Source organism: Verrucomicrobiaceae bacterium (genome assembly GCA_016713035.1).
Classification (GTDB): Bacteria; Verrucomicrobiota; Verrucomicrobiia; order Verrucomicrobiales; family Verrucomicrobiaceae; genus Prosthecobacter.
Genome location: JADJPW010000004.1, coordinates 481417 through 501630, shown reverse-complemented (window position 1 = coordinate 501630; position 20214 = coordinate 481417). Strand labels below are relative to the sequence as shown.

Genomic DNA, 20214 nt, shown 5'->3' with positions numbered 1-20214 from the left:
TCGTGGACTGGGAATCACCCAAACTTCTGCTTTTGATCCTCCCGGCGCTCGCGGCGCTGTTGTGGATCGAATCCGCGTCTTCGCATCCGATGACGGGGTTGCGGAAGAGACTGCTGCTGGTGGTGCGGGCGGTGATCGTGATGCTGATCATCGCGGCGCTGGCGGGACCGGCGCGGGTTTCGCAGACGGGGCGGAAGGCGCTGGGCATCGTGGTGGATGCGTCGCAAAGCATGGGCGAGGAAGGGGCGAAGAAGGCGATGGAGCAGGCGCGGCGGCTTCAAGGCGAAGCGGGCGGGATCGATAGCTTCATCGTGCAGCTTGGTGCGAAGCCGGATCTGCTGCCGGAAAAGGCCACGGAGGCCGAAACGCAGAATTGGCAGGTGAAAAACGGTGGCGACAGCCATTACGCGGCGGCGCTGGAGTATGCGGAGGCGATGTTTCCGCCGGGAACGAGCCGCAATGTATTGATCATCGGCGATGGACACGAGACACGCGGCGATTTGCTCGCCGCAGCACGCGAGGCGGCGGTGAGCGGCATCAAAGTGCATGCACTGCCCATCGCGGGACCGAAGAAACCGGATGCGCGGGTGCGGTCGCTCATTTCGAATCGCTCGCGGTTGTTTGAAGGCGCGAGTTTGCAGCTCACGGCCACGGTCGAGAGCACCATTGAAGCGAGCGGCGTGCTGCGACTCTTTGAAAACGGCATCGAGGTGGAAAAACGGCCTGTGCAGCTCAAGCCGGGTACGCCGAGTGTGCTCACGTTTCAACGCACTCCAGCAACGCGGAGCATTTACCATTATCGCGCCGCTTTGGACGGCATCAGCGGCGATACCTTGCCAGGGAACAACAGCTCGCTCGCTATCGTCGATGTGCGTGGGCGGTTGCGCATGCTCTACATCGAGAGCGATGCGGCGGAGGCTCGCTACCTCACGCAGGCGATGGAAAAAGAGGGCGTGGAGCTCGATTTGCGACAGCCGGGCAATCTGGCTTTCAGCCTCGACCAGCTCGCGGGCTACGACGGGGTCATTTTGAGCGATGTGCCCGCGCATCAGCTTGGTGAGCCGCTCATGAACATGCTGCGTGATTACATCGACAAGCTTGGCGGCGGCTTGCTCATGCTCGGAGGGCCGGGATCTTTCGGCACGGGTGGCTACTATCGCACACCGATCGAAGAAACGCTGCCTGTGAGGCTCAAAGCGCCGGATGAAGAGGAAAAGCAAAGCGCGGCCGTGGCCATCGTGATGGACCGCAGCGGCTCGATGGCTGGTGAGAAGCTCGAAATGGCGAAAAGCGCCGCTATCGCCACCGCCGAGGTTTTGGGTCGCAACGACAGCATCGGCGTGTGGGCCTTTGACAGTGAAGCACACGTCGTCGCGCCGATGACGCGGCTCACCTCCACCGCCGCGGTCACCGGCCAGATCGCCGCCGTGGCGAGCGGTGGCGGCACGAACCTCGAACCAGCCTTCAAACTGGCTCGCGAGGCTCTTTTGCGCGTCAAAGCCCGCGTGAAGCACATGATCGTGCTCACCGATGGCCAGACGGCGGGCGGTGGTTATGAAGCCTTTGCGTCGCAATGCCGTGGTGAAGGCATCACCATCTCCACCGTGGCGATTGGCGAGGGTTCCCACGTTGCGCTGCTGCATGCCATCGCGAGCGCGGGTGGAGGTCAAAGCTACTCGACGACCGATGCGAGCACGATCACGCGCATCTTCACGCAGGACACGCTCATGCACACCGGCCGCATGATCCGCGAGGAGCCCTTCACGCCTCAACTCGTCGAAAAACATCCGATGCTCGCGGGCTTCGAAAAATGGGACAGCCCGGATTTGCTCGGCTACGTCAAAACCACGCGTAAAGCCGCCGCGCAGTCGCCACTGCTCACCGACACCGGTGATCCGCTGCTGGCGCATTGGCGATTCGGCCTCGGCAATGTCACCGCGTTCACCTCCGATGCGAAAAGCCGCTGGGCTTCGCTGTGGATCGCCCGCTGGCCGGGTTACAGCCGTTTTTGGTCACAAATCCTGCGTGAAACGGCTCGCCCGCCGCAGGGTCGCTTCATGGATCTCGCCACAACGATGCAAGGCGATGACGCGAAGATCACCGTCGATCTTTTGAGCGATGCGGGCACCCGTGCGAACAACGCCGCTGTCACCGCCGAGGTCTTCCACATCGTCGCCGATGCCCTCGGTGCGCCGATGAAGCCCACGCAGCAGCTCACGCTCACCCAAACCGCCCCCGGCGAATACAGCGGCCACTTCCAGCCAGATGAAGCCGGCGTGTATCTCATCCGCGCCCGCAGCGGTGCCGAAATGGTCAGCGCCGGTCTCGTGCACAATCCGAGCAGCGAAGCCAGCCTCGGCACCGTGAACGAAACACTGCTCCGCGAAGCCGCAAATCTCACCGGTGGCGAGTTTTTGGCCGAAAACGCCGCTTTGCCGAACTTGGAGACGACCAAAGCCATGCAGCACATCGAGCTGTGGCCGGACTTGGTGCTCGCGGCATTGCTGCTGTTCTTGATCGACACCGTCATCCGCCGCTGGGAGCACGCGAGCGGGATTTTGGCGGTGGTGTTGAGAAAGTAGCCCTGTTCCTGCGGAACAGGGTTTGCGCTTGTTGCACAGCAACAAGGCTACTTTGGTCTCGACACTGCGAAGGCCGCCGTGCTAGACGAAGGTATGAGCGTTGTGCCTGAACAGAACTGGGAAAGCTACCTTTATCGCACCGACAATGGACCGGTGATTTCCACTTTTTACACTGAGGCCGATAAGATCGAGCAAAGTCGTTTCCCTCATTGTGCCAGGATCATTATTCCGATCCAAAAGCCGAATGAAAACGGTGGGCCTGCCAATGAGGAGGCGGATGTGCTTTGGGCGATGGAGGATGATCTGGCGGCTCTCTTGACAGAAAATGAGGCTGATTGCCTCATGGTCGGACGGCTCACCCACTCTGGAAAACGCGAGCTGGTGTTTCAAGTGGGCGATTGGGACCAGTTTCGGCCTTATGTAGGACTTTGGCTGAGAGAAATCGACGCTTACGAAGGCATGGATATCTCAGAACATGAAGGTTGGGATTTTTTCTTCGATTCGGTTTGGCCCTCGCCCGAATCATGGCAATGGATTACGGACAAACGCGTCGTGGCGTCATTGATGGAGAGTGGTAGCGATCCAGAAAAACTTCATGTGATTGAATACTGTTTCAGAGGCAGCGAGCAGCCTTTGAGAACCCTGGCACAGGTTTTGTCGGGGCGAGGTTATCAAATGATGGAACTGTCTTCGTCTGAAGAGAGGCTGCTGATGTCAAAAACTATGCCGCTAGACATGCAATTAATCGGGCCGGAGTCGGTCTATTTAATGCATCAAGCAGAAAGTTTAGGTTTGGAGTTTGATGGCTGGGGCGCACTTTCGGTCAAGTAGCCCTGTTCCTGCGGAACAGGGTTTGCCCTTGTTGCGCAGCAACAAGGCTACTTTAGCCCTCGCAGATACTCCAACGCCGCTGCGCGGAATTCCGCCTCGGTCGGAAGCTTCCCGGTGCGTTGCTGGAAGTCCGCGATGTGTTTCCTCGCCCACGTGAAGTAGCGCTGATGCGTGTGCCAGAGGGGCTGCTTTTCGTTCTTTTCGTTGATGAGCCAGAAACCGCCCGGTTTATCGGGGGTGCCTTCGTTGTCGTAGAGTTCCCAGTAGAGCACGAAGGGGCAGCCCCATTCGAGCGCGGCGATCATGGTCTCGATGCTCTTTTTGTTTTGCACCTCCGGCGAGTAGCGACGCGCGGGGAAGCCGTATTCGCCGATGAAGACGCGTTTGCCGGGAATGCCTGGCTTGGGCTTCAGCTTCGACTCGATGTGGTTGAGCGAGGCGTGGAGATCGTCGCGGATGCCGCGCTGCAAGCTGTCGTAGCAGGAGTAGCTGACGAAATCGACATCTACCTGCGGGAGGATGTCGTTGGTGAGGCATTGGCCGCCTTTGAGGAAGGGCTCGACGAGGTTTGCCTCGGTGTAGTGCCAGACTTCGACGTTTTGATGCGGCGTGTCGCGCTTTGCGTCGTCGATGGCCTGCTGGCGGACCTTGAGCCAGGCGATGAAATTGTCGCCAAAGTGCTCGGGGAAGGGCTGTTTAGGGTCAAAGTGCGGTCGCAGGTGCCAATCGCCCTCCCAGTGACCGAGGTAGAATTTTTTGCCGCTGCCACTGTAAGTGCGCAGCAGGTGCGCGGTGAGGTCAAACATCTCGCGTTCCTCCAAATCGCGTTCCTCAGGCTTGAACGCGCCCGCGCTGCCATGCGTGGTGAAGGGATAGGCCCAGATGAAAACGTGCGTGAACGGCATGTCGAGCACCGCGCGATGCGTCGGGTCCTTCGCGGCAATCTCCGCGAGGGTTTTCAGCCCCAGATCATTGTTGAGCACATTCGCCTTCATCTTGCCAAACGAGGCCTGCTTCGAGATCGAGAACTTCATGATGCCCGACCCCAGCTCCGCGATCAGCTTCGCACTCTCTAGCAAGGGCTCGTCTTTCGTGAACTGATACCGCGCGCCGATGGCCTGCGTGCCGAGGAGCATGTTCGGCGGCTGCGCCGCCAATGACGAAATCAAAATGACGAATGAAGAAAAGAGGAGAGGCCAAACGACCTGTTTGTAGGTCATGGTAGTGTCATGTCTCTAGGCGGAAGTGATGTTAGTTCTATGCGTCTAAGTATACCGTCTGGAAACTGGTAGTATAGGTGGTTATCGTCTACTCCACGCGTTACTCCATAGTGTCCGTATAGAAAGTCGGGTTTGTGAGGTGGAAATGTCGATTGGACAGTCCATGTGCCGGAACTGCTGTCTTTGGTGAAAATCGCCAAGTGCTCGTTTGGTGAAGATTCGGAGGCACATTCGTGAACGACGATCGTGGTATTCGTTGGGCTGCGAAACGTGCTGATTGAATCGCCTTCCGGACGGCCCATAGATGCAACCCAATCCTCATCGAATACACTGCGAACACGAGCGAGCTCTTTGGCAGACTTTGAATCGATAAGCGTCAGTGATGCGTAAGTGTGAACGGAGTCTTTTGGGGACCAACGCACCTTTGGAGCATCCAGTTCATCGATTTGTGCAACATAAGGCAAGTTTACTTGGCTTGTGCATGCAGCAAGCAATGTCAGAGATGTTATGATTAGCAGCGGTTTGATCATACTTGATGTCGCGGAGTTCGGCGGGGCGGGTGCTGAAGAAGTCGTAGGCGACTTTGTTTTTGGCGGCCATTTCTTGGAAGGTTGAGTACACGATGCCGTCGTCGGCACCGGCGAAGATGGGCTTGGCGGTCTTCAGATCGTAGAAGCGGGCACAGAGGACCTCGGTGGAGGCGGGGTCCGCGATGTAGTCGGTCTTGCCTTGGTCGTTTTTGGTTTTACGCATCGGTCGGGGACAGGCTGGGTGGCTGTGGCTTGGTCATGGCAGCACCTAGGGTGTGGCGCGAGTCACTGGGTGTTTCGCATGTGATTCGACCCAGCGCAGTAGCACGTCGGTATCTGGTTTCACGGCGAGTAGCCCGGCGTACTTCTGCGAGGTCTCTCGGAAAGAGGGCTCGGTGAGCAAGCGGCGTAGTGCTGCCGTGACACGCTCGGGCTCAAAGTGGTCTGGCTGGATGCTCAGGCCTGCTCCCATGCGCTCGATGCGGTCTGCATTGTCTGGCTGATCATGTGCCATGGGCATGATGAGCTGGGGCACACCTGCGGCAAAGGCCTGTGAGAGCGTGCCGATGCCGCCATGATGGACCAGAGCTGCGGCACGCGGTAGCAGGTGGCTAAAAGGTGCATACTCCACCACGATGCAGCCCGGCGGCAGATCCGCAGGCACCTGGGACGGGTAGCGAGTCAGTAGCATCGCACGCCTGCCGAGTCTGCGCATGCTTTCCACGGCTGTTTGGAAAAAGCGGGCGGCCTGCTTGTTCGCACTGCCTGCGGTAAAGAGCACGGGCGGCTCTCCAGCGTCTAGAAAGGCGGCAAGCTCTGGCGAGAGTGCTTTCCCACCGCCTAGGTCCTCTAGCGGGAATGTCCACTGGAGCATCTCTCGCGGCCAGTCTGGCTGTGGAGCTGCGAACCAGTCGGGGAAAAGCATCAGCGTGCCATCGGGCGAGTCCCACCAATCCCGAAAAAAGCTGCGAGGAGGGGCCACGCCGTTTTGTTTGCACAAGGCACGCAATTTCGGCATCACGATGAAATCGACTGGGTTCGGCAGAGATAGAATGAGCTTTTTGAACCACAGGGGGCGTGTGCGGAAGCTCTTAAAGGCCGGATGCAGTAGCGGCGGCTCATACGCACTCATCACAGGTGCTGGCTGCATGTGCATGGTGATCAGCGGCACGCCCAGCTTCTCCCGTGCGAGCCGTCCTGCGATGGCTGTCACGGGCGCTAGGATCAAATCCACGGGTGGATGACTCTCCACGGCGGATAAATAGGTTTCTGCCAGCTTGATAGCCTCCTCGAACAAGGCTTTCGGGCCCTGCAAAAGCTGCCAGATGCGTGGATCTTGGAGCAAGGCCTCAAAATCCTCAGCACGGCCCAGGGGCACGCATTTCAGCCCCTGATCCAGGATGTGTTTCTCAAATAGACAGGACGTGATCATCGTCACCTCATGACCACGGGCTTTCAGGAGGCGGCCCAGCCACATCAGGGGAAAGACATCTCCCGCGCTGCCTAGTGGTAAGAGGTGGATGTGCATGTGGAGGGATCTAGCGGATGGGCGGGTATTTGCGCTATGCCAGCAGCGGCCTGAGCATGTCGCAAATCTCTGGCACTCGGACAAATGGGTCTTCTTTTGTCTCAAACTCCAGGGTGAACCAGCCTTGGTAATTCGCATCGCGCATGATCTGGATCACACGCTTCACATCACTGGGCTCGCCTTCCTTTGCTCCCTCACGCTTGATTTCCATCTTGAGCTGCACGTTGACCGAGTACGGGGCGATTTTGGCCAGATCTGCATAAGGGTCCGCTGTGTGGAAATTGCCGCTATCGAGGTTGATGCCTGCCCAAGGGCTTTTCGCGGCACGCACCATTTTGATCAGGTTATCCGGCAGTGCGACGATGCCGCCGTGGTTCTCTAGGCCAAGGAAGACGCCTTTTTTACCTGCGTAGTCGAGGCACTCTTGGTAGGAGGCGAGGCAGTTCGCCACCGCCTCTTCTTCACTGAGGCTTTTTTCCTTGGCACCGGCAAAGACGCGGATGTGCGGCGCACCCATGATGGCGGCGTAGTCGATCCATTTTTTCGTGTAGGCGATCTGTTCGCTGAGTTTGTCACCTTTTGGCAAAGCGAAGTTATTGCCCACGGCAGTGCCAGTGAGCTGCACACCGCGCAGGTAAGCGCGGCGCTTCACTTCGAGCAAAAAGGCCTCATCCACATCGGGTGGGAAGAAATAGCTCGTCACCTCGGCTCCAGCCACGTTGTTGTCACCGCACCAGTCGATGAAGTCCAGGATGCTCCAGGGCTTGCGGTCGCTTTTGGGCTTTTGTTCCTTGTCACGCATCCATTGGAAGTACTCGCGGAAGCTGTATGCGGCCACGCCGAGCTGCATGCGGCTTTTGCCGGGGCGGACGATGGGCTCGATAGCGGATGCAGAGGAGGCAGCGAGGGCGCTGAGACTGGTGGTGATGAAGTGACGGCGTGTGGACATGGCGGTGATCTGAGAACGCCCAGGGAAAGCTGGATCGTGCCGTTATTCAACTGCTACGGCCTGTTTTCGTCGAAGGGCGAGCTCGGCGGCACCGCGCAGGGGTTGGACGCGCATTTCATCTGCTTGCAGCTCGATCCTGATGCCGCCGGTGGCAGATGGATTGAGCAAAGGCACCCGCTGCTCGGTGCACCAGGACTCCAGCCTCGCGGGCATTTTCAGCAACAGACGACCAGGCTCTGCAGCGTGGATGACCACCCTCGGAGCCGCTTTTTGGAGGAACTCCGGGGAGCCTGCTTCATCGCTCTCGCAGTGGCTCTGGATGAGGACGTCGCAGCGGATGTCTGCGCCGGACTCCAGCAGAGCCTGCTCGGTGTTCCAGCCCGCATCGCTCGTCCACAGCAGCCGCCAGCCGTGTAGATCTGCCCGCAGCACCATGGCGCGATCATCGCCACGTCCGGTGCGTGCATGGGTGCCGGGATGCAGGCAGATGAGACGCGTGTTTTTTTCATCCGCACCTGGGCAGAGGCCTGCATCGGTGGGTAGAGCCTTGAGCAAGGGGGTGAGCGAGCCGCTTTGCAGGCTGTGCAGCACCGAGTTTGCCGGGGCGGCCATCTCTTGTTCCACCGCACTGAGATAGAGTGGTGGATGGCCAAAATCTGGCGCTACCGCATCCACCGCGCCGACGTGGTCACGATCATTGTGACTGAGGAAGATGCCCTCCAGGTGATTCACGCCTGCGTGGCGCAGCGCAGGCTTCAGTTGAGCACGGTAATCCTGCGTATGACCTGTATCGAGCAGCCAGTCACGCCCATCCACACGCAGGTGGTTTGCGGCACCGCAATCCGGCATATCCAGCACATGCCACGTCGCAAAAACCTCTGCTGAGCGCGGAGTGGAGCTGACGTGGAGATTCGCCCCAGGCAGCGCCGCGAACCACGCCGCGCAGTAGATCATCGCACGAGCTAGGGCCCAGTTCGCACAATTGATCGTGGAAAGCAGGCCGCTGAGATGCAGCGCCGCGCTGATCATGCCCATGCATGTCACTGCCAGTGATAGCGTGGAGAGCGGCACCAGCACCAGATTTGCCACCACGGCCACGGGCGTGATGCTCTGAAAATGCAGCCAAATGAAAGGAACACTGCCCAACCATGCCGCCACTGACACGCCCAGATTCCCACCGATCCAGCGCCGTGCATCACGCATGCGGAGCTGCCACCAGCTCGCGTGTCGATCAGGTAGAAAAGGATCGAGCTCCATCCATGGGCGCAGTTTTTCGGAGAGCGAGTCCGACCACATCGAGATGCCCCACAGCACACCGAAACTCAGCTGAAAGCCTGCTAAGAAAAGCTGATGACTATCCGCCACCAGCACCAGCAGCGCGGCCAGGCCCAGGGAGTTCTGGAGCGAGGAGCGGCGATCCGCCAGCGTGGAGAGCAGCATCACCGCGATCATCCACGCCGAGCGTGCCGCCGAAGGGCGCCAGCCCGTGATGAAGGCATAGACAAAGACCGTCGTGATCATCGCCACCACCACCCGCGAGCGGCGCTGGCGCAGCATCCGTAGCATCTGGCCGATGATGATGCCTAGCAGACCGACGTGTAGTCCACTGACGGCGAAAACATGCAGCGTACCACTATCTCGAAAAGCCTCCTCCACCTCCTCCTGCGCCTCCTCGGCCACGCCCAGCGCCATCGCACGGATCACACCTGCCGTGGCCGCATCCTGCGCGATGCCACGCGTTAGTCGCTCTGCGATCCAGCTCCGTGAGGCCTCTGCCGCATCCAGCAAAGCACAGCGCAGCGGCTCACCACGGCCAGGGAGCACACGCACCGCCTCCGCGTCGATGCGGCCCACGAATCCACGCCGCAAAGAGTGCGTCTCGGAGTCAAAGCCGCCCGGATTCATCCGCACACGCGGCACGTGCAGCACACCCCGCAGCTCATACTGCCCTGCACCGGGGAAGCTCACCCCACGTGGCAGCCTCACTAGCAACTCACCCGTTTGCTGAATGCTCCTACCATCCGCGAACACCACGCTGTGAAAATGGATGGCCGCATTCGCCCGATTCGGCAGCACGCGGGATTCGTGATCAGGCCGCAGACTACCACGCACCGTCACCACTGCGCGGCTCTCTGCCTGAGATAGCAGCATGGCACGCAGCGGATGACGAAAAGTCGCCTCCAGATGCAGGGCATGCAGTGCGGCAAAGACACCGATGCATGCCACCAGCGCCAGCCACACACGCCGCCACATCAAAGCCAGCGCACTGAGCCCCAGCGCCGCGCCACAGGCACTGGGGGAGTCGATGGCACCATACTCCGCGATGAGCAGGCCCCCTGCTGCGGCAAATGCGGCGAGCAAGAGCGGATTGAGCCGCGCCCAGGCATTGAATCGGCCCACGCTGGCACACATACGCAGCACAGTGAGGGTTTTGCTCAGCTCTGCGATGCGGCGCTAGCTAGAGCCGCCTTGTTTTTCTGCTCCTGGATGTGCTTGAACTCGAGCTGCTCGATTTCGCTGATCTTGTGGTAGGCGTTCGCGCTATGCCGTGTGCCGGGGAAGTTGCCGATCACTTGCTCCAGAATTTCACGCGCCTCAGCGTAATCATGCAGATGCGTCATATTCACCTCCGCGATGCGGAACATGATGAAAGCCGCATCATCCACCGGCCACTCGCGGCTCTGGAGATGCTGCCTGAGCTCATTGAGTGCCATCTGCGGCTCATGCAGCCGCTCCGCATACACCTTGGCAATTTCTGCGACAGGGAAGGGGTCCTCTGGCTTCTCCTCCATCATCTTTTTGTAGAAGCCGATCGCGGCTTCATAGTTGCCCTGCGAAATGCTGGCGGCCGCCTTCATCATGTCATCCTGCTCTGTCTCCTCCCCACTGGAGAAAACGGCCTGCCCCATCGCATCCCCGATCCACGGCAGCAGGTATTTCACCGCCAGCACACCACCCACGCCACCCAGTGCGATGAAATAGACCAGCTTCATCCCATCACTGGCCGCCATGACTTTCTGATAGGCGAGGTAGCCTCCGATGAGGACGAGCACGACGATGCAAATTCGGATCAAGAGCTGGTTGTTCATGAGCGGGAGAGGTGAAAAAGCTGCTCCAGGCTATCAAACCGCCCTTCACACGCCAAGCGCGAAGTTTGGCAAATCCGTGCTCGCTGTCACGTTTGGCATCCTCGTCATGAAAATCGCGCATTGTCAGTATGAGTCGTGGGTGGGTGACTTCGAGCACAACCTCGGCCGCTTCGAAGAAGGCCTCAAAAAGGCCGATGAGGCCGGTGCGGCACTCGTTTCCTTCCCCGAGTGTTTTCTCACCGGGTATCCTGATACGGAGGAATTGGCCCGCAAGGGTGCCTTTGCCGTCGATTCACCACCCATCCGCCGCGTCTTGGAAATCACCGCTCGCTATGCCGCAGCGGCCATCGTCGGATTCAATGAATCGCGTGGTGCAGATCTCTACAACACGGCGCTGGTCGCCCATCACGGCCAGTTGCTCGGCCAGTACAGCAAATGTGCGGCCTATCAGCGATTTCACCGCCAGGGACGTGAGTTTCCGGTGTTCGAGATCGCGGGTTTGAAGTTCGGCGTGCTCATCTGCGCAGATGGCGGCTACATCGAGCCTGCACGCATCCTCGCGCTCAAAGGAGCCCGTGCCATCATCGCCCCACACTTCAATTACATCTCCGCCACGGGCCTGATCCGGCATTTCATGAAAGTCCGTGCAGATCACGCCGCCCGCGCCGTCGAAAACAGCGTCTATTTCGTCCGTGCGAACAATGTGGTGCTCGATCCGGCCAAAAGCGGCATCATCAAAAGCGAAGGCGTCGGTTACGGCGATAGCTACGTCATGGACCCGAGTGGAGAAATCATTGTCCAGAGCCGCCGCCATGCGGAGGACTTCATCACGGCGGAGCTCGATGTCTCCAGCCGTTCAGATACGGCCTGGGGGCTGACCAAGTCGGCTTGGAGCCTGCGGGAGTTCGGAGCTATCGCTCAGGCGGCGATGCAGGATGGGAAAGGATGATTTTCTGAATGACGAATGGAGCATGCAGCACGAATGACGGTGTCTTTTCATGCCTTCTCCTGCTTCCAAACCCGAACTCCTCTCTCCTGCTGGCAACTGGGAGTGTGCGCGTGCCGCTGTGGCCAATGGCGCGGACGCGATCTACTTCGGCATGCCGCGATTCAATGCACGGCTGCGGGCGGATAACTTCACCGCGGAGGATTTGCCAGAGCTGATGAAGTTTCTCCACGAGCATGGGGTGAAGGGCTACGTGGCCTTCAATACGCTCATTTTCACCGCCGAGCTGCCAGATGCCGCGGCGCAATTGCGCCTGCTGGAAAGCTCCGGCGTGGATGCCGTGATCGTGCAGGATCTGGGCCTCGCACGCATGGTGAAGGCTCTCACGCCGGGTCTGCGACTGCATGCGAGCACGCAGATGACCATCACATCGCCGGAGGGGCTAGAGTTCGCCCAGCAGCTCGACATTGATCAGGCCGTGCTGGCACGTGAGCTGTCACTGCGGGAGCTGGAGCGCTTCAAGGACTCGCCCGTGCCGCTGGAGGTCTTTGTGCATGGTGCGCTGTGTGTGGCGTATTCCGGCCAGTGCCTGACGAGTGAGTCGCTAGGAAGGCGCAGCGCGAACCGTGGCGAGTGTGCCCAGGCCTGCCGCATGCCGTATGAAATGCTCGTCGATGGCGTGGCGCGTGATCTCGGGGACAAGCGCTACCTTCTCTCCCCACAGGATCTCGCAGCGGTGGATGAAATCCCGCGCCTCATCGAGCTAGGCATCCGCAGCTTTAAAATCGAAGGTCGGCTGAAGACGCCGGAATACGTGGCGGCGGTCACGCAGGTCTATCGTGCGGCGATGGATCGTGCGCTGGCGGGGAAGCCAGCTCCTGCGACGGAGGATGACCGCTATGCACTGGAGATGACCTTTTCACGCGGCCTCTTCACTGGCTGGATGCATGGTGTGGATCACCAGCAGCTCGTGGGTGCTTATTATGGCAAAAAACGCGGCCCCTACGTCGGCGCCGTCACTCGCATCCTCGGTGCGGATACGCTGGAACTGAATGAGCTGCGGCTGGACATGAAGCCCGGTGATGGCGTGGTCTTTGAAAACCTGGATGACACGAACGCGGAGCAAGGGGGCAGCATTTATGAGCTACGCGGCACTCGCATGAGCTTCCGCCACGGGCACTTGCGCATGCAGGACATCCCCACCGGCACGCGGGTCTTTAAAACGAGTGATCCAGCGCTGAACCGCGCCCTGCGTCAGTCGTTTGAAAAAGACATCCCACAGCGAAAGCTGCACCGGCTCGATCTCATGGTCACCGGCATGGCGGGTGAACCGCTACGCGTCAGTTGCGGCGCGGCACTGGTCAGCTCCTCCATGCCGCTGCAAGCCGCGCTGAAACGGCCACTCACGCCTGCGGCCTTCATTGATCAGTTCAGCCGCCTCGGCGGCACGGCCTATGAGCTCGGCCAAGTCGATTTCCAGGTCGAGGGCGAGGTGATGGTGCCCGTGAGTGAACTCAATCGGATGCGGAGAGATTTGGTCGCCGCATGCGACATGCAGCCTGCGCAGCTACCTGCGCCAAAGCGGGCTACGAGCACGCTGGAAGGCATGCTGGCCGCTGCAAAAGCCCCCCAAGAGGCACCTGGAGCCCCCAAACAGGAATTGTTCGTTCTTTGCCGCACGAAGGAGCAAATCAGCGCGGCACTCGAATGCGGCATTTCCCGGCTGTACCTCGATTTTGAGGATATTCGGCGCTATGGCGACGTGGTGGCGGAAATCCGTGATTCGGGCTCCAAATCGGAAATTTGGCTGGCGACGCCGCGCATCCAAAAATCCGGCGAAGCGGGCTTTTTTAAGCTGATCGAACGTGCGAAGTCGCATGGCGTGCTGATTCGGAATCTGGGAGCCATTTCACACTTCAAAGAGGCCGGTTTGCCGATCACGGGCGATTTTTCGCTGAACGTAGCCAATCCGCTCACGGCAGAAATCTTGAAGAAGACGGGCCTGGAGCGGCTGACGATCAGTTACGATCTGAATATCGAGCAAGTGCTCGACCTGCTGGGTGGAGCACCACCGGCGTGGTTCGAGCTCACACTGCATCAGCACATGCCGATGTTTCACATGGAGCACTGCGCCTTTGCGGCGTTTTTGAGTGAGGGGACGAATTTTACCAACTGTGGGCGTCCCTGTGACCGGCACCGCGTGCATCTGCGTGATCGCGTGGGCATGGAGCATCCGCTGAAGGCCGATGTGGGCTGCCGGAACACGCTTTTCAATGCTGTGGCGCAAACAGGAGCGCAGTACTTCACCGCGCTGCGTCAGGCAGGACTGGGTGCCTTCCGCGTGGAGCTGCTGGAGGAGGACGGCGCGGAGTCTGCACGCGTTTTGAAGACCTACCAAGAGCTCCTCGCCGGCAAGCGCGATGCGGAGGCGATCTGGCGTGACCTGAAAGCGCAAAGCCAGCTAGGTGTTACTCGCGGGACCATGGCAGAACTCGTATGAACGTAAATCAACAACCTTATCGCACTGTCTGGATGCCACAGGATGGCGTGGTACGGATCATTGAGCAGCGGCGGCTGCCGTGGGCATTTGAGACGGCGGATCTGACGAGCGCTGCGGCGGTGGCGGAGGCGATCCGTGACATGGCGGTGCGCGGTGCGGGCTGCATCGGGGCGACGGCGGGTTATGGCATGGCTTTGGCCGCTATGGAGGCGCGGAGTGAGGCGCAGTTGGCCGAGATGGCACAGATGATGATTTCCACGCGGCCTACGGCGGTGAATCTAGCCTGGGCGGTGCAGCGAGTGCTGCGGGTGCTGAAGAATTTGCCGCAGACTGAGTGGAAGGCTGCGGCGCGGCGTGAGGCGGAGATGATCGCGGATGAGGATGCGGCGGCGTGTGCGCAGATCGGGGTGCATGGGCTGGAAATCCTGCGCCGGATCGCGGCGGGCAAGCCGGATGGCGTGGTGAATGTGCTGACGCATTGCAACGCAGGATGGTTGGCCTTTGTGGACTACGGGAGTGCGACGGCTCCGATCTATGCAGCGCATGATGCAGGCCTGAAGGTGCATGTGTGGGTGGATGAGACGCGTCCGCGCAATCAAGGTGCCAAGCTCACGGCCTGGGAGCTGGCGCAGCACGGGGTGCCGCACACGGTCATCCCGGATAATGCGGGTGGGCATCTCATGCAGCATGGCATGGTGGATGTGGTGATCACGGGGGCAGACCGCGTGACGCGCTGCGGCGATGTGGCGAATAAAATCGGCACGTATCTGAAGGCGCTGGCGGCGCGGGACAATGGGGTGCCGTTTTATGTGGCGCTGCCGTCCTCGACTTTCGATTGGGAGATGGAGGATGGTGTGAAGGGTATCCCGATCGAGCAGCGCAGTGGCGATGAGGTGGCGTGGATGGAGGGGCCGGATGCGAGCGGGCAGCTCCAGAGCATCCGCGTGACTCCGGCAGGCAGCGCGGTGGCGAATCATGCCTTTGATGTGACTCCGGCACGGCTGGTGACGGCGCTGATCACGGAGAAGGGTGTCTTTGAGGCGAGCGCAGCAGCTCTCAGCGACTGCGCACGGCTTTGCGGCTGGCGATGATGCGCTTTTTCGGCGGACGGGCGAGTTTGACGGCTTTGACAGTTTTCACCGCCTTCGCGCTGCGTGTGTTGGCCTCACGGAGCTCGCGCAGTTCTTTCTCGACCGTGGCGAGGCGGCGTGAGGTGGCCTCCAGCTTCCGCACGACGAGACGGGCGACGAATTCGTAGAGTGAGGCGTGGAAGTCTGGGTCTTCCTCACGCGGATGGATGTCCTGGAGGAATTTTTGATCGACGGCGAGGCAGACGGCCTTGGTGCTGGCGAGGACGGAGGCGAGACGCCGGTCCTGATTGACGAGGGCTAGCTCACCAAAGACCTCACCTGGGCGGGCGATGGCGGCGACCTTTTTCCCGCCGACGTGGACCTCCAGCTCACCACTGAGCAGGACGTAGATGCGGGAGTCGATGCTGCCCTCTTTGATGATGGTGTCACCGGGCTCGCACTGGAGGAGGCTGCTGGAGTTCAAAACCTCGTCGAGCTGCTCCTCATTGAAGCTGCTGAGTGCGGGCACCGTGGTGAGGGGTGAGCCCTGGCGCTCGTCATGGATGTAGGCGAATTCTTTCATCGGGAGTGCGCTGATTCTGTCAGGAACGTGATGCTGCCGACAAGGAAAAGTTTTGCTCATTTTACACCGCTCTTCACAGCCGCGTCGTAAGCGGGCCAAAAGGCTGCGGGGGGCTGGAGGTCTTTCCCCTGGTCGTCAAAACGGGTGCCGATCTCCTGGAGTGAGAGGCTTTTTGCCACGTCGATGCCGGCGGTGATGTTTTGTGGGGTGAAGACCAAGCGGGTGAGCTGCATACCATTCAGCGGCGACAGATCTGTCACGGGCGTCTCGGCGATGTGTAGGCGCTGGAGTGCGGTGCCGCTGAGTGGGGTGAGATCCTTCACCTTTGTGCGATGCAGGGTGAGGCTGACGAGGGGGACGGTTTTGAGTGCAGAGATGTTTTCCACCGGGCAGCCGGTGAGCCAGAGCATCTGGATGGGGCATTTTGCGATGCCGCTGATGTCGGCGATCTGGGACTCGACGGCGTTCAGTTCGATGAGTGGCATGCCTTCCAGGGCACTGAGATCACGCACGGGGGTGCGGCTGAGGTAGAGCTTTTCCAGCGGCATGCCACGCAGTGGGGAGAGATCCTGGGCCTTGGTGTCTTCGAGGTAGAGCTCGACGAGTTTTTTGCCCTGGAGTGGGCGCAGATCGCTCACGGGCGTCTCGCTGAGGTCTAGGGCGAGGGGCTCGATGTGCTGGAGGAATTTCACATTGTCGATTTTCGCTCCGCGCAGGCTCAGGGCGATGACTTTGCCCTCCTGGATGTTGAATTCGCCATTGCCCTCGTAGGCAGGATTGTGGTGCTTCACCTCGATGTGCATCTTCTCCGGCGTCCAGTGGACATTCACGGCTGCTTCAGCCGTTGGGGGTGTTTTTGGGGCCTCTGGAGTTGGCTGAGGTGCTGCGGTGGCCACTGGAGCTGCTGGGGCAGGGGATGGCGCCGTATTCTTGGCATCATCACCGCACTGGCTGAGGAGTGGTAGGATCAAAAGCAGAGGCAGAAAGGGCAGGCGCAGGTTCATGCCGCGCCGCATGCCGGAAAACTCGCTGCCATGCAAGGAAGAAGTGTCCGGGCGTGTATCCTGACTCTCCAGGGGCTGCTGCTGGGGCTGGGCTTTGGTGATTTTCCGCCTTGTCATCCACGCCTACGCGTACATCCTGCCCGGAACATCGTCTCTTTTAAGTATCCATCCATGCAGAACCGACCCCCGAATCGCGGCCCATCGAACCAATCCTCCCGTAGCGGCCCGCCGCATCGTAGCAGCGGCCCTCCCCGCGGCATTGTTGGCAGCAGCGGCCCGCCTCGCGGTATCGTCGGTGGCAGTGGCCCCCCACGCGGCATCGTGAGTAGCAGTGGCCCGCCTCGTGGCATCGTCGGTGGCACAGGTAGCGGAGCGGCTGGTCCTGGCATCGGTGCACCGGGTGCCCGTGGTGGTAGCCCGATGCAGCGCAGTGGCGGTATCGGCAATACACCCCATCGTGGTGGCGGTCAGAACCGTGGCGGCGGCGGTGGCTCACAGCGCCGGCCTGAGCCAGAGCCAGAGATCAAGCAAAAGGAAGAAGCCATCGAACTCGAAGGCGTGGTGTCCTCCGTACTCGCCGGGACGATGTTCCGTGTGAAGCTGCGCACTGGGCATGAAGTGCTCGCCCACATCTCTGGTAAGATGCGGAAGAAATTCATCCGTCTAGTCATCGGTGACGCGGTGAAACTGGAAATGTCCCCCTACGACGTGAACAAAGCACGCATCGTGTACCGCATCGGCTAATCGGGTGCCGCATTCTCCCACCTCTCTCCCTCCGCAGCCCCGATGGCAGGTGACATCGTCTATTTTGACTTGGAAACACGCCTGACCGCTGGTGACGTGGGTGGCTGGGGTAATAAGCACAAGATGGGCATCTCCGTCGCCTGCACCTACAGCACGCAGGCAGAGGAATACCGCATTTACACGCAGGATGAGTCCGCAGATCTCGTGGAGCAACTACGCCGCGCGGATCTGGTGGTGGGCTTTAATCATGTGGGTTTCGATTATGAGGTGCTGCTGGGTCAGTGCCTTTTTGATTTCCGCGATCAGCTCAACAGCCTCGATTTGCTCATCGACCTCGAAAAAGCCCTCGGCCACCGGCTGAAGCTGGAGGCCGTGGCCGCAGCATCCCTCGGCATGGGAAAGACGGCGGACGGGCTCGATGCCATTCGCTGGTGGCAGCAGGGCAAGATGGACCTCATCGCCGAATACTGCTGCTACGATGTGAAGGTGACCAAATGCGTCCATGAATACGGAGTGAAGCACGGCCATGTGAAGTACCATGATCGCAATGGTCGCGAGCAATCCGTCAAAGTGAACTGGTGATGAAGTCCGCGCTTTTCGAGCTCATTCGCCGCGCCGCGTGGGCTCCCGCACTCGTGCTGGTGGTGCATCAAATCGTGCTGCGCACGCCCTGGCGGCGTGATTTGGATTTTTGGATGCATTTTTCCGGTGGGCTGGCCGCAGCGTATCTATGCTGGCATGGGGTGGAGTCCTTTCAGCCCTGGATCGGGACGCTGACGCGTGTGGGGCGGGTGCTTTTCGTCTTCGCCTTGGCGCTGACCATCGGGGTGTTTTGGGAATTCGCGGAGCTGGCCTCGGATGTCTTCCGTGGCACACGCATCCAGCAGGATGTGCGGGAGACGATGCACGACCTCATCGCTGACTCCTGCGGCGCGGCACTGACTCTCGCTATGATGCTGTGGCGGACGCGGGGCCGATCATAGCCCCAGGTGCCCGAGTGCCAGCAGCCCATAGTAGGTGTACTCGCAGTCGAGCGTGTCGTCTGTCCAGTTCCCATGAAAGCCGCCCGCCGCGCTCCACAGCGAGTCCACGAAGTCGAGGCAGGGCTCCTTCAGCCGCGAAAAATCTGCCTGCACCGCATCCAGCGCATGCAGAGCCACCGCCGTGCTCAGCAGATCCGGCAGCGGAGCATGTGGCATCGCCAGGAAGCCGCCAGCAGGCAGGCAGCGAGCCATTAGCCACTCCACTGCCTGTGCAGGCGGAGTCATTTCCAAATGACGATGCAGTGCCACCATCGCTGCCGTAGCCGTGGTGGAGCCCACAGGGATGCCGGGCTCATTCGACCACGCTCCATCCGGTGTGCGCAGGCCGCCCATGCACTCTGCCAGCCGCCATGGAGCAGGCGGCAGTGAGCCGAGATCCTGATACGCACCCCAGGCCAGCAGACAGCCGTAGGCGCTGCCTTTTTTCCTCCCTGGAGCCTGGTGATACCCCCCATCCTCGCAGCGGTAGGCCTCGATCCGCCCCGCCAGCTCTTCTTTTGCACTTTGGGTCAAACTCGTGCCAGAGCCCATATTCGCCCAGCAGCGTGCCAGGCAGCACAAATGCACAAAATCCAGCCCCTCTCCGCTGCCGTAGCCACGGAGCCACGGTCGTAGATCCGGCAGCGCCGCCTCTGGCACCAGCAGGGCCTTTAGCCCCTCCATGCCGAACACGCTGTAATATAAATCTGGCCGCTCATCGCGGTCGAGGAAGCCCCCACCATCCACTGCGAGCCTAGAGCGCAAAAACGCCTCCACCAGCGGTGCAGACTCGCCCAGCACCTTCGGCGCAAGGCGGGCGACTTGGAGCATTTCGAGACGGAAAGACATCTTCGCAACAGATCGGAGCGAATAGGTCGAAAAAACAGCTCCCAGAGCCGCCCTCGCCTACTCTTTCGTGGTTTACTCCTTTGCCGTGATCGGAGCAGGGGCCGCCGTGCGCGGCAGCCACGTCGTCATGTCCAGTGTGTAGCTCGTTTCACCTGGAAAGAGCACCGCAAAGCGCTCCACCGGCATCCCCTTGGCCGTGTGATGGATCACCACACTGAGAGAGCCCTCCTTGGTCGCTGACATGGCGTAGCCCTTTGATCCAGCGGGGGTTTTGCCAGTCCACACCCCATGCAGTACCACCACCTCGTCGGGGAATTGCAGCGGCTTCCCATCCGGCGCGGAAAAGGCAAAGGCCAGCTCCGGCGCAAAAGCCCCCGCACCCTCGAAACTCCACTTCAGCACACGGTGAATGTACTCGCTGGCTTTTTTCTTCAAAGCCTCCCGCTGCGGCTCCGGCGTGAGATCGTAGTCCGCCTTCGTCAGCGAAGGGGCCGTATTCGGGTCTGCCTCACAACTACGCGGATCGATCTCCACCGTCACCACACAGCCGCCAGCCCCATCAAAGTCCGTCCGCACAGGGATCTCTGGCAGTGGGTGTGCCCAGGCCAGCGGCGCTGCGCTGAGGAAAAAGAGGGCGAAAAATCGGCGGAAAGGTGTAGCGGTCATGGGGGATGCGAGCCCATTAAACGACCGGATTCCCCCGATCCCACGAAAAAAATGATAGCCGAAGGGGCATCTTTTCGTCTTTAATACCCTATTCCGCGACA

At 60.3% G+C, this 20214-nt stretch carries 18 protein-coding genes; 8 read left to right on the top strand and 10 right to left on the bottom strand.

What is annotated here, in order from left to right; all coding sequences use genetic code 11:
- The first annotated feature begins 2 nt into the window (after positions 1-2).
- Both IPK32_16310 and IPK32_16305 read left to right on the top strand, forming a co-directional pair.
- Positions 3-2582, top strand: a complete 2580-nt coding sequence (locus tag IPK32_16310) for a VWA domain-containing protein (protein MBK8093494.1) — start codon at positions 3-5, stop codon at positions 2580-2582.
- Between the two features lie 78 nt (positions 2583-2660).
- The gene (locus tag IPK32_16305; protein ID MBK8093493.1) at positions 2661-3413 is read left to right on the top strand and encodes a DUF695 domain-containing protein; all 753 of its coding nucleotides are present in this window, start codon (positions 2661-2663) and stop codon (positions 3411-3413) included.
- Between the two features lie 47 nt (positions 3414-3460).
- Here the strand turns inward: IPK32_16305 and IPK32_16300 are convergent, their stop codons facing one another.
- From IPK32_16300 to IPK32_16275, 6 genes are all read right to left on the bottom strand, one after another.
- On the bottom strand, positions 3461-4633 hold the full coding sequence (locus IPK32_16300) for a hypothetical protein (GenBank protein ID MBK8093492.1): 1173 nt from the start codon (positions 4631-4633) through the stop codon (positions 3461-3463).
- 438 nt (positions 4634-5071) lie between these two features.
- On the bottom strand, positions 5072-5386 hold the full coding sequence (locus IPK32_16295; protein MBK8093491.1) for a hypothetical protein: 315 nt from the start codon (positions 5384-5386) through the stop codon (positions 5072-5074).
- A gap of 45 nt (positions 5387-5431) precedes the next feature.
- Positions 5432-6691 carry a glycosyltransferase family 1 protein gene (locus IPK32_16290; GenBank protein MBK8093490.1) on the bottom strand — a complete coding sequence of 420 codons (1260 nt, stop codon included), beginning with the start codon at positions 6689-6691 and terminating at the stop codon, positions 5432-5434.
- A 34-nt stretch (positions 6692-6725) separates the two neighbouring features.
- Entirely contained in the window at positions 6726-7640 is a 915-nt protein-coding gene (locus tag IPK32_16285; protein MBK8093489.1) for a sugar phosphate isomerase/epimerase, read from the bottom strand.
- 42 nt (positions 7641-7682) lie between these two features.
- The gene (locus tag IPK32_16280; GenBank protein ID MBK8093488.1) at positions 7683-10052 is read right to left on the bottom strand and encodes a ComEC/Rec2 family competence protein; all 2370 of its coding nucleotides are present in this window, start codon (positions 10050-10052) and stop codon (positions 7683-7685) included.
- A 23-nt stretch (positions 10053-10075) separates the two neighbouring features.
- On the bottom strand, positions 10076-10729 hold the full coding sequence (locus IPK32_16275; protein ID MBK8093487.1) for a hypothetical protein: 654 nt from the start codon (positions 10727-10729) through the stop codon (positions 10076-10078).
- A gap of 106 nt (positions 10730-10835) precedes the next feature.
- Here IPK32_16275 and IPK32_16270 point away from each other — a divergent pair, with 106 nt between their 5' ends.
- The 3 genes from IPK32_16270 to mtnA are packed head-to-tail and all read left to right on the top strand — an operon-like array spanning position 10836 to position 15266.
- Entirely contained in the window at positions 10836-11678 is an 843-nt protein-coding gene (locus IPK32_16270; GenBank protein MBK8093486.1) for a carbon-nitrogen hydrolase family protein, read from the top strand.
- A 49-nt stretch (positions 11679-11727) separates the two neighbouring features.
- Complete coding sequence (locus IPK32_16265) at positions 11728-14175, top strand: U32 family peptidase (GenBank protein MBK8093485.1); 2448 nt, start codon at positions 11728-11730, stop codon at positions 14173-14175.
- Positions 14172-15266 carry an S-methyl-5-thioribose-1-phosphate isomerase gene (mtnA, locus tag IPK32_16260; GenBank protein MBK8093484.1) on the top strand — a complete coding sequence of 365 codons (1095 nt, stop codon included), beginning with the start codon at positions 14172-14174 and terminating at the stop codon, positions 15264-15266. The genes IPK32_16265 and mtnA overlap by 4 nt, the downstream gene beginning before the upstream one ends.
- On the opposite strand, the gene IPK32_16255 is transcribed toward mtnA, so the two are convergent.
- On the bottom strand, positions 15232-15828 hold the full coding sequence (locus tag IPK32_16255) for a cyclic nucleotide-binding domain-containing protein (GenBank protein ID MBK8093483.1): 597 nt from the start codon (positions 15826-15828) through the stop codon (positions 15232-15234). The two genes, mtnA and IPK32_16255, sit on opposite strands and share 35 nt — an antisense overlap.
- A 56-nt stretch (positions 15829-15884) precedes the next feature.
- Positions 15885-16949, bottom strand: a complete 1065-nt coding sequence (locus IPK32_16250) for a hypothetical protein (GenBank protein MBK8093482.1) — start codon at positions 16947-16949, stop codon at positions 15885-15887.
- Positions 16950-17252: 303 nt separating this feature from the next.
- Between IPK32_16250 and infA the strand changes: the two genes are divergently transcribed.
- Genes infA through IPK32_16235 form a run of 3 tightly spaced genes read left to right on the top strand, consistent with a single transcriptional unit; the run spans position 17253 to position 18559 of the window.
- Positions 17253-17576, top strand: coding sequence for a translation initiation factor IF-1 (infA, locus tag IPK32_16245; protein ID MBK8093481.1), 324 nt, complete (start codon positions 17253-17255; stop codon positions 17574-17576).
- 42 nt (positions 17577-17618) lie between these two features.
- A complete protein-coding gene (locus IPK32_16240) occupies positions 17619-18158 on the top strand; it encodes a ribonuclease H-like domain-containing protein (GenBank protein MBK8093480.1) in 540 nt (179 codons plus the stop codon).
- The gene (locus IPK32_16235) at positions 18158-18559 is read left to right on the top strand and encodes a hypothetical protein (GenBank protein ID MBK8093479.1); all 402 of its coding nucleotides are present in this window, start codon (positions 18158-18160) and stop codon (positions 18557-18559) included. Before IPK32_16240 ends, IPK32_16235 begins: the two co-directional genes overlap by 1 nt.
- On the opposite strand, the gene IPK32_16230 is transcribed toward IPK32_16235, so the two are convergent.
- Positions 18554-19447, bottom strand: a complete 894-nt coding sequence (locus IPK32_16230) for a hypothetical protein (GenBank protein ID MBK8093478.1) — start codon at positions 19445-19447, stop codon at positions 18554-18556. The two genes, IPK32_16235 and IPK32_16230, sit on opposite strands and share 6 nt — an antisense overlap.
- Before the next feature lie 72 nt (positions 19448-19519).
- Positions 19520-20113 carry a hypothetical protein gene (locus tag IPK32_16225; GenBank protein MBK8093477.1) on the bottom strand — a complete coding sequence of 198 codons (594 nt, stop codon included), beginning with the start codon at positions 20111-20113 and terminating at the stop codon, positions 19520-19522.
- Positions 20114-20214: the final 101 nt, after the last annotated feature.

Bases quoted from the DNA above. Each gene is read 5' to 3' on its own strand.
- IPK32_16300 (MBK8093492.1), bottom strand. From the start codon at position 4,633: ATGACCTACAAACAGGTCGTTTGGCCTCTCCTCTTTTCTTCATTCGTC.
- IPK32_16295 (MBK8093491.1), bottom strand. From the start codon at position 5,386: ATGCGTAAAACCAAAAACGACCAAGGCAAGACCGACTACATCGCGGAC.
- IPK32_16290 (MBK8093490.1), bottom strand. From the start codon at position 6,691: ATGCACATCCACCTCTTACCACTAGGCAGCGCGGGAGATGTCTTTCCC.
- IPK32_16285 (MBK8093489.1), bottom strand. From the start codon at position 7,640: ATGTCCACACGCCGTCACTTCATCACCACCAGTCTCAGCGCCCTCGCT.
- IPK32_16280 (MBK8093488.1), bottom strand. From the start codon at position 10,052: ATGTGTGCCAGCGTGGGCCGATTCAATGCCTGGGCGCGGCTCAATCCG.
- IPK32_16275 (MBK8093487.1), bottom strand. From the start codon at position 10,729: ATGAACAACCAGCTCTTGATCCGAATTTGCATCGTCGTGCTCGTCCTC.
- IPK32_16270 (MBK8093486.1), top strand. From the start codon at position 10,836: ATGAAAATCGCGCATTGTCAGTATGAGTCGTGGGTGGGTGACTTCGAG.
- IPK32_16265 (MBK8093485.1), top strand. From the start codon at position 11,728: ATGCCTTCTCCTGCTTCCAAACCCGAACTCCTCTCTCCTGCTGGCAAC.
- mtnA (MBK8093484.1), top strand. From the start codon at position 14,172: ATGAACGTAAATCAACAACCTTATCGCACTGTCTGGATGCCACAGGAT.
- IPK32_16255 (MBK8093483.1), bottom strand. From the start codon at position 15,828: ATGAAAGAATTCGCCTACATCCATGACGAGCGCCAGGGCTCACCCCTC.
- IPK32_16250 (MBK8093482.1), bottom strand. From the start codon at position 16,949: ATGACAAGGCGGAAAATCACCAAAGCCCAGCCCCAGCAGCAGCCCCTG.
- infA (MBK8093481.1), top strand. From the start codon at position 17,253: ATGCAGCGCAGTGGCGGTATCGGCAATACACCCCATCGTGGTGGCGGT.
- IPK32_16240 (MBK8093480.1), top strand. From the start codon at position 17,619: ATGGCAGGTGACATCGTCTATTTTGACTTGGAAACACGCCTGACCGCT.
- IPK32_16235 (MBK8093479.1), top strand. From the start codon at position 18,158: ATGAAGTCCGCGCTTTTCGAGCTCATTCGCCGCGCCGCGTGGGCTCCC.
- IPK32_16230 (MBK8093478.1), bottom strand. From the start codon at position 19,447: ATGTCTTTCCGTCTCGAAATGCTCCAAGTCGCCCGCCTTGCGCCGAAG.
- IPK32_16225 (MBK8093477.1), bottom strand. From the start codon at position 20,113: ATGACCGCTACACCTTTCCGCCGATTTTTCGCCCTCTTTTTCCTCAGC.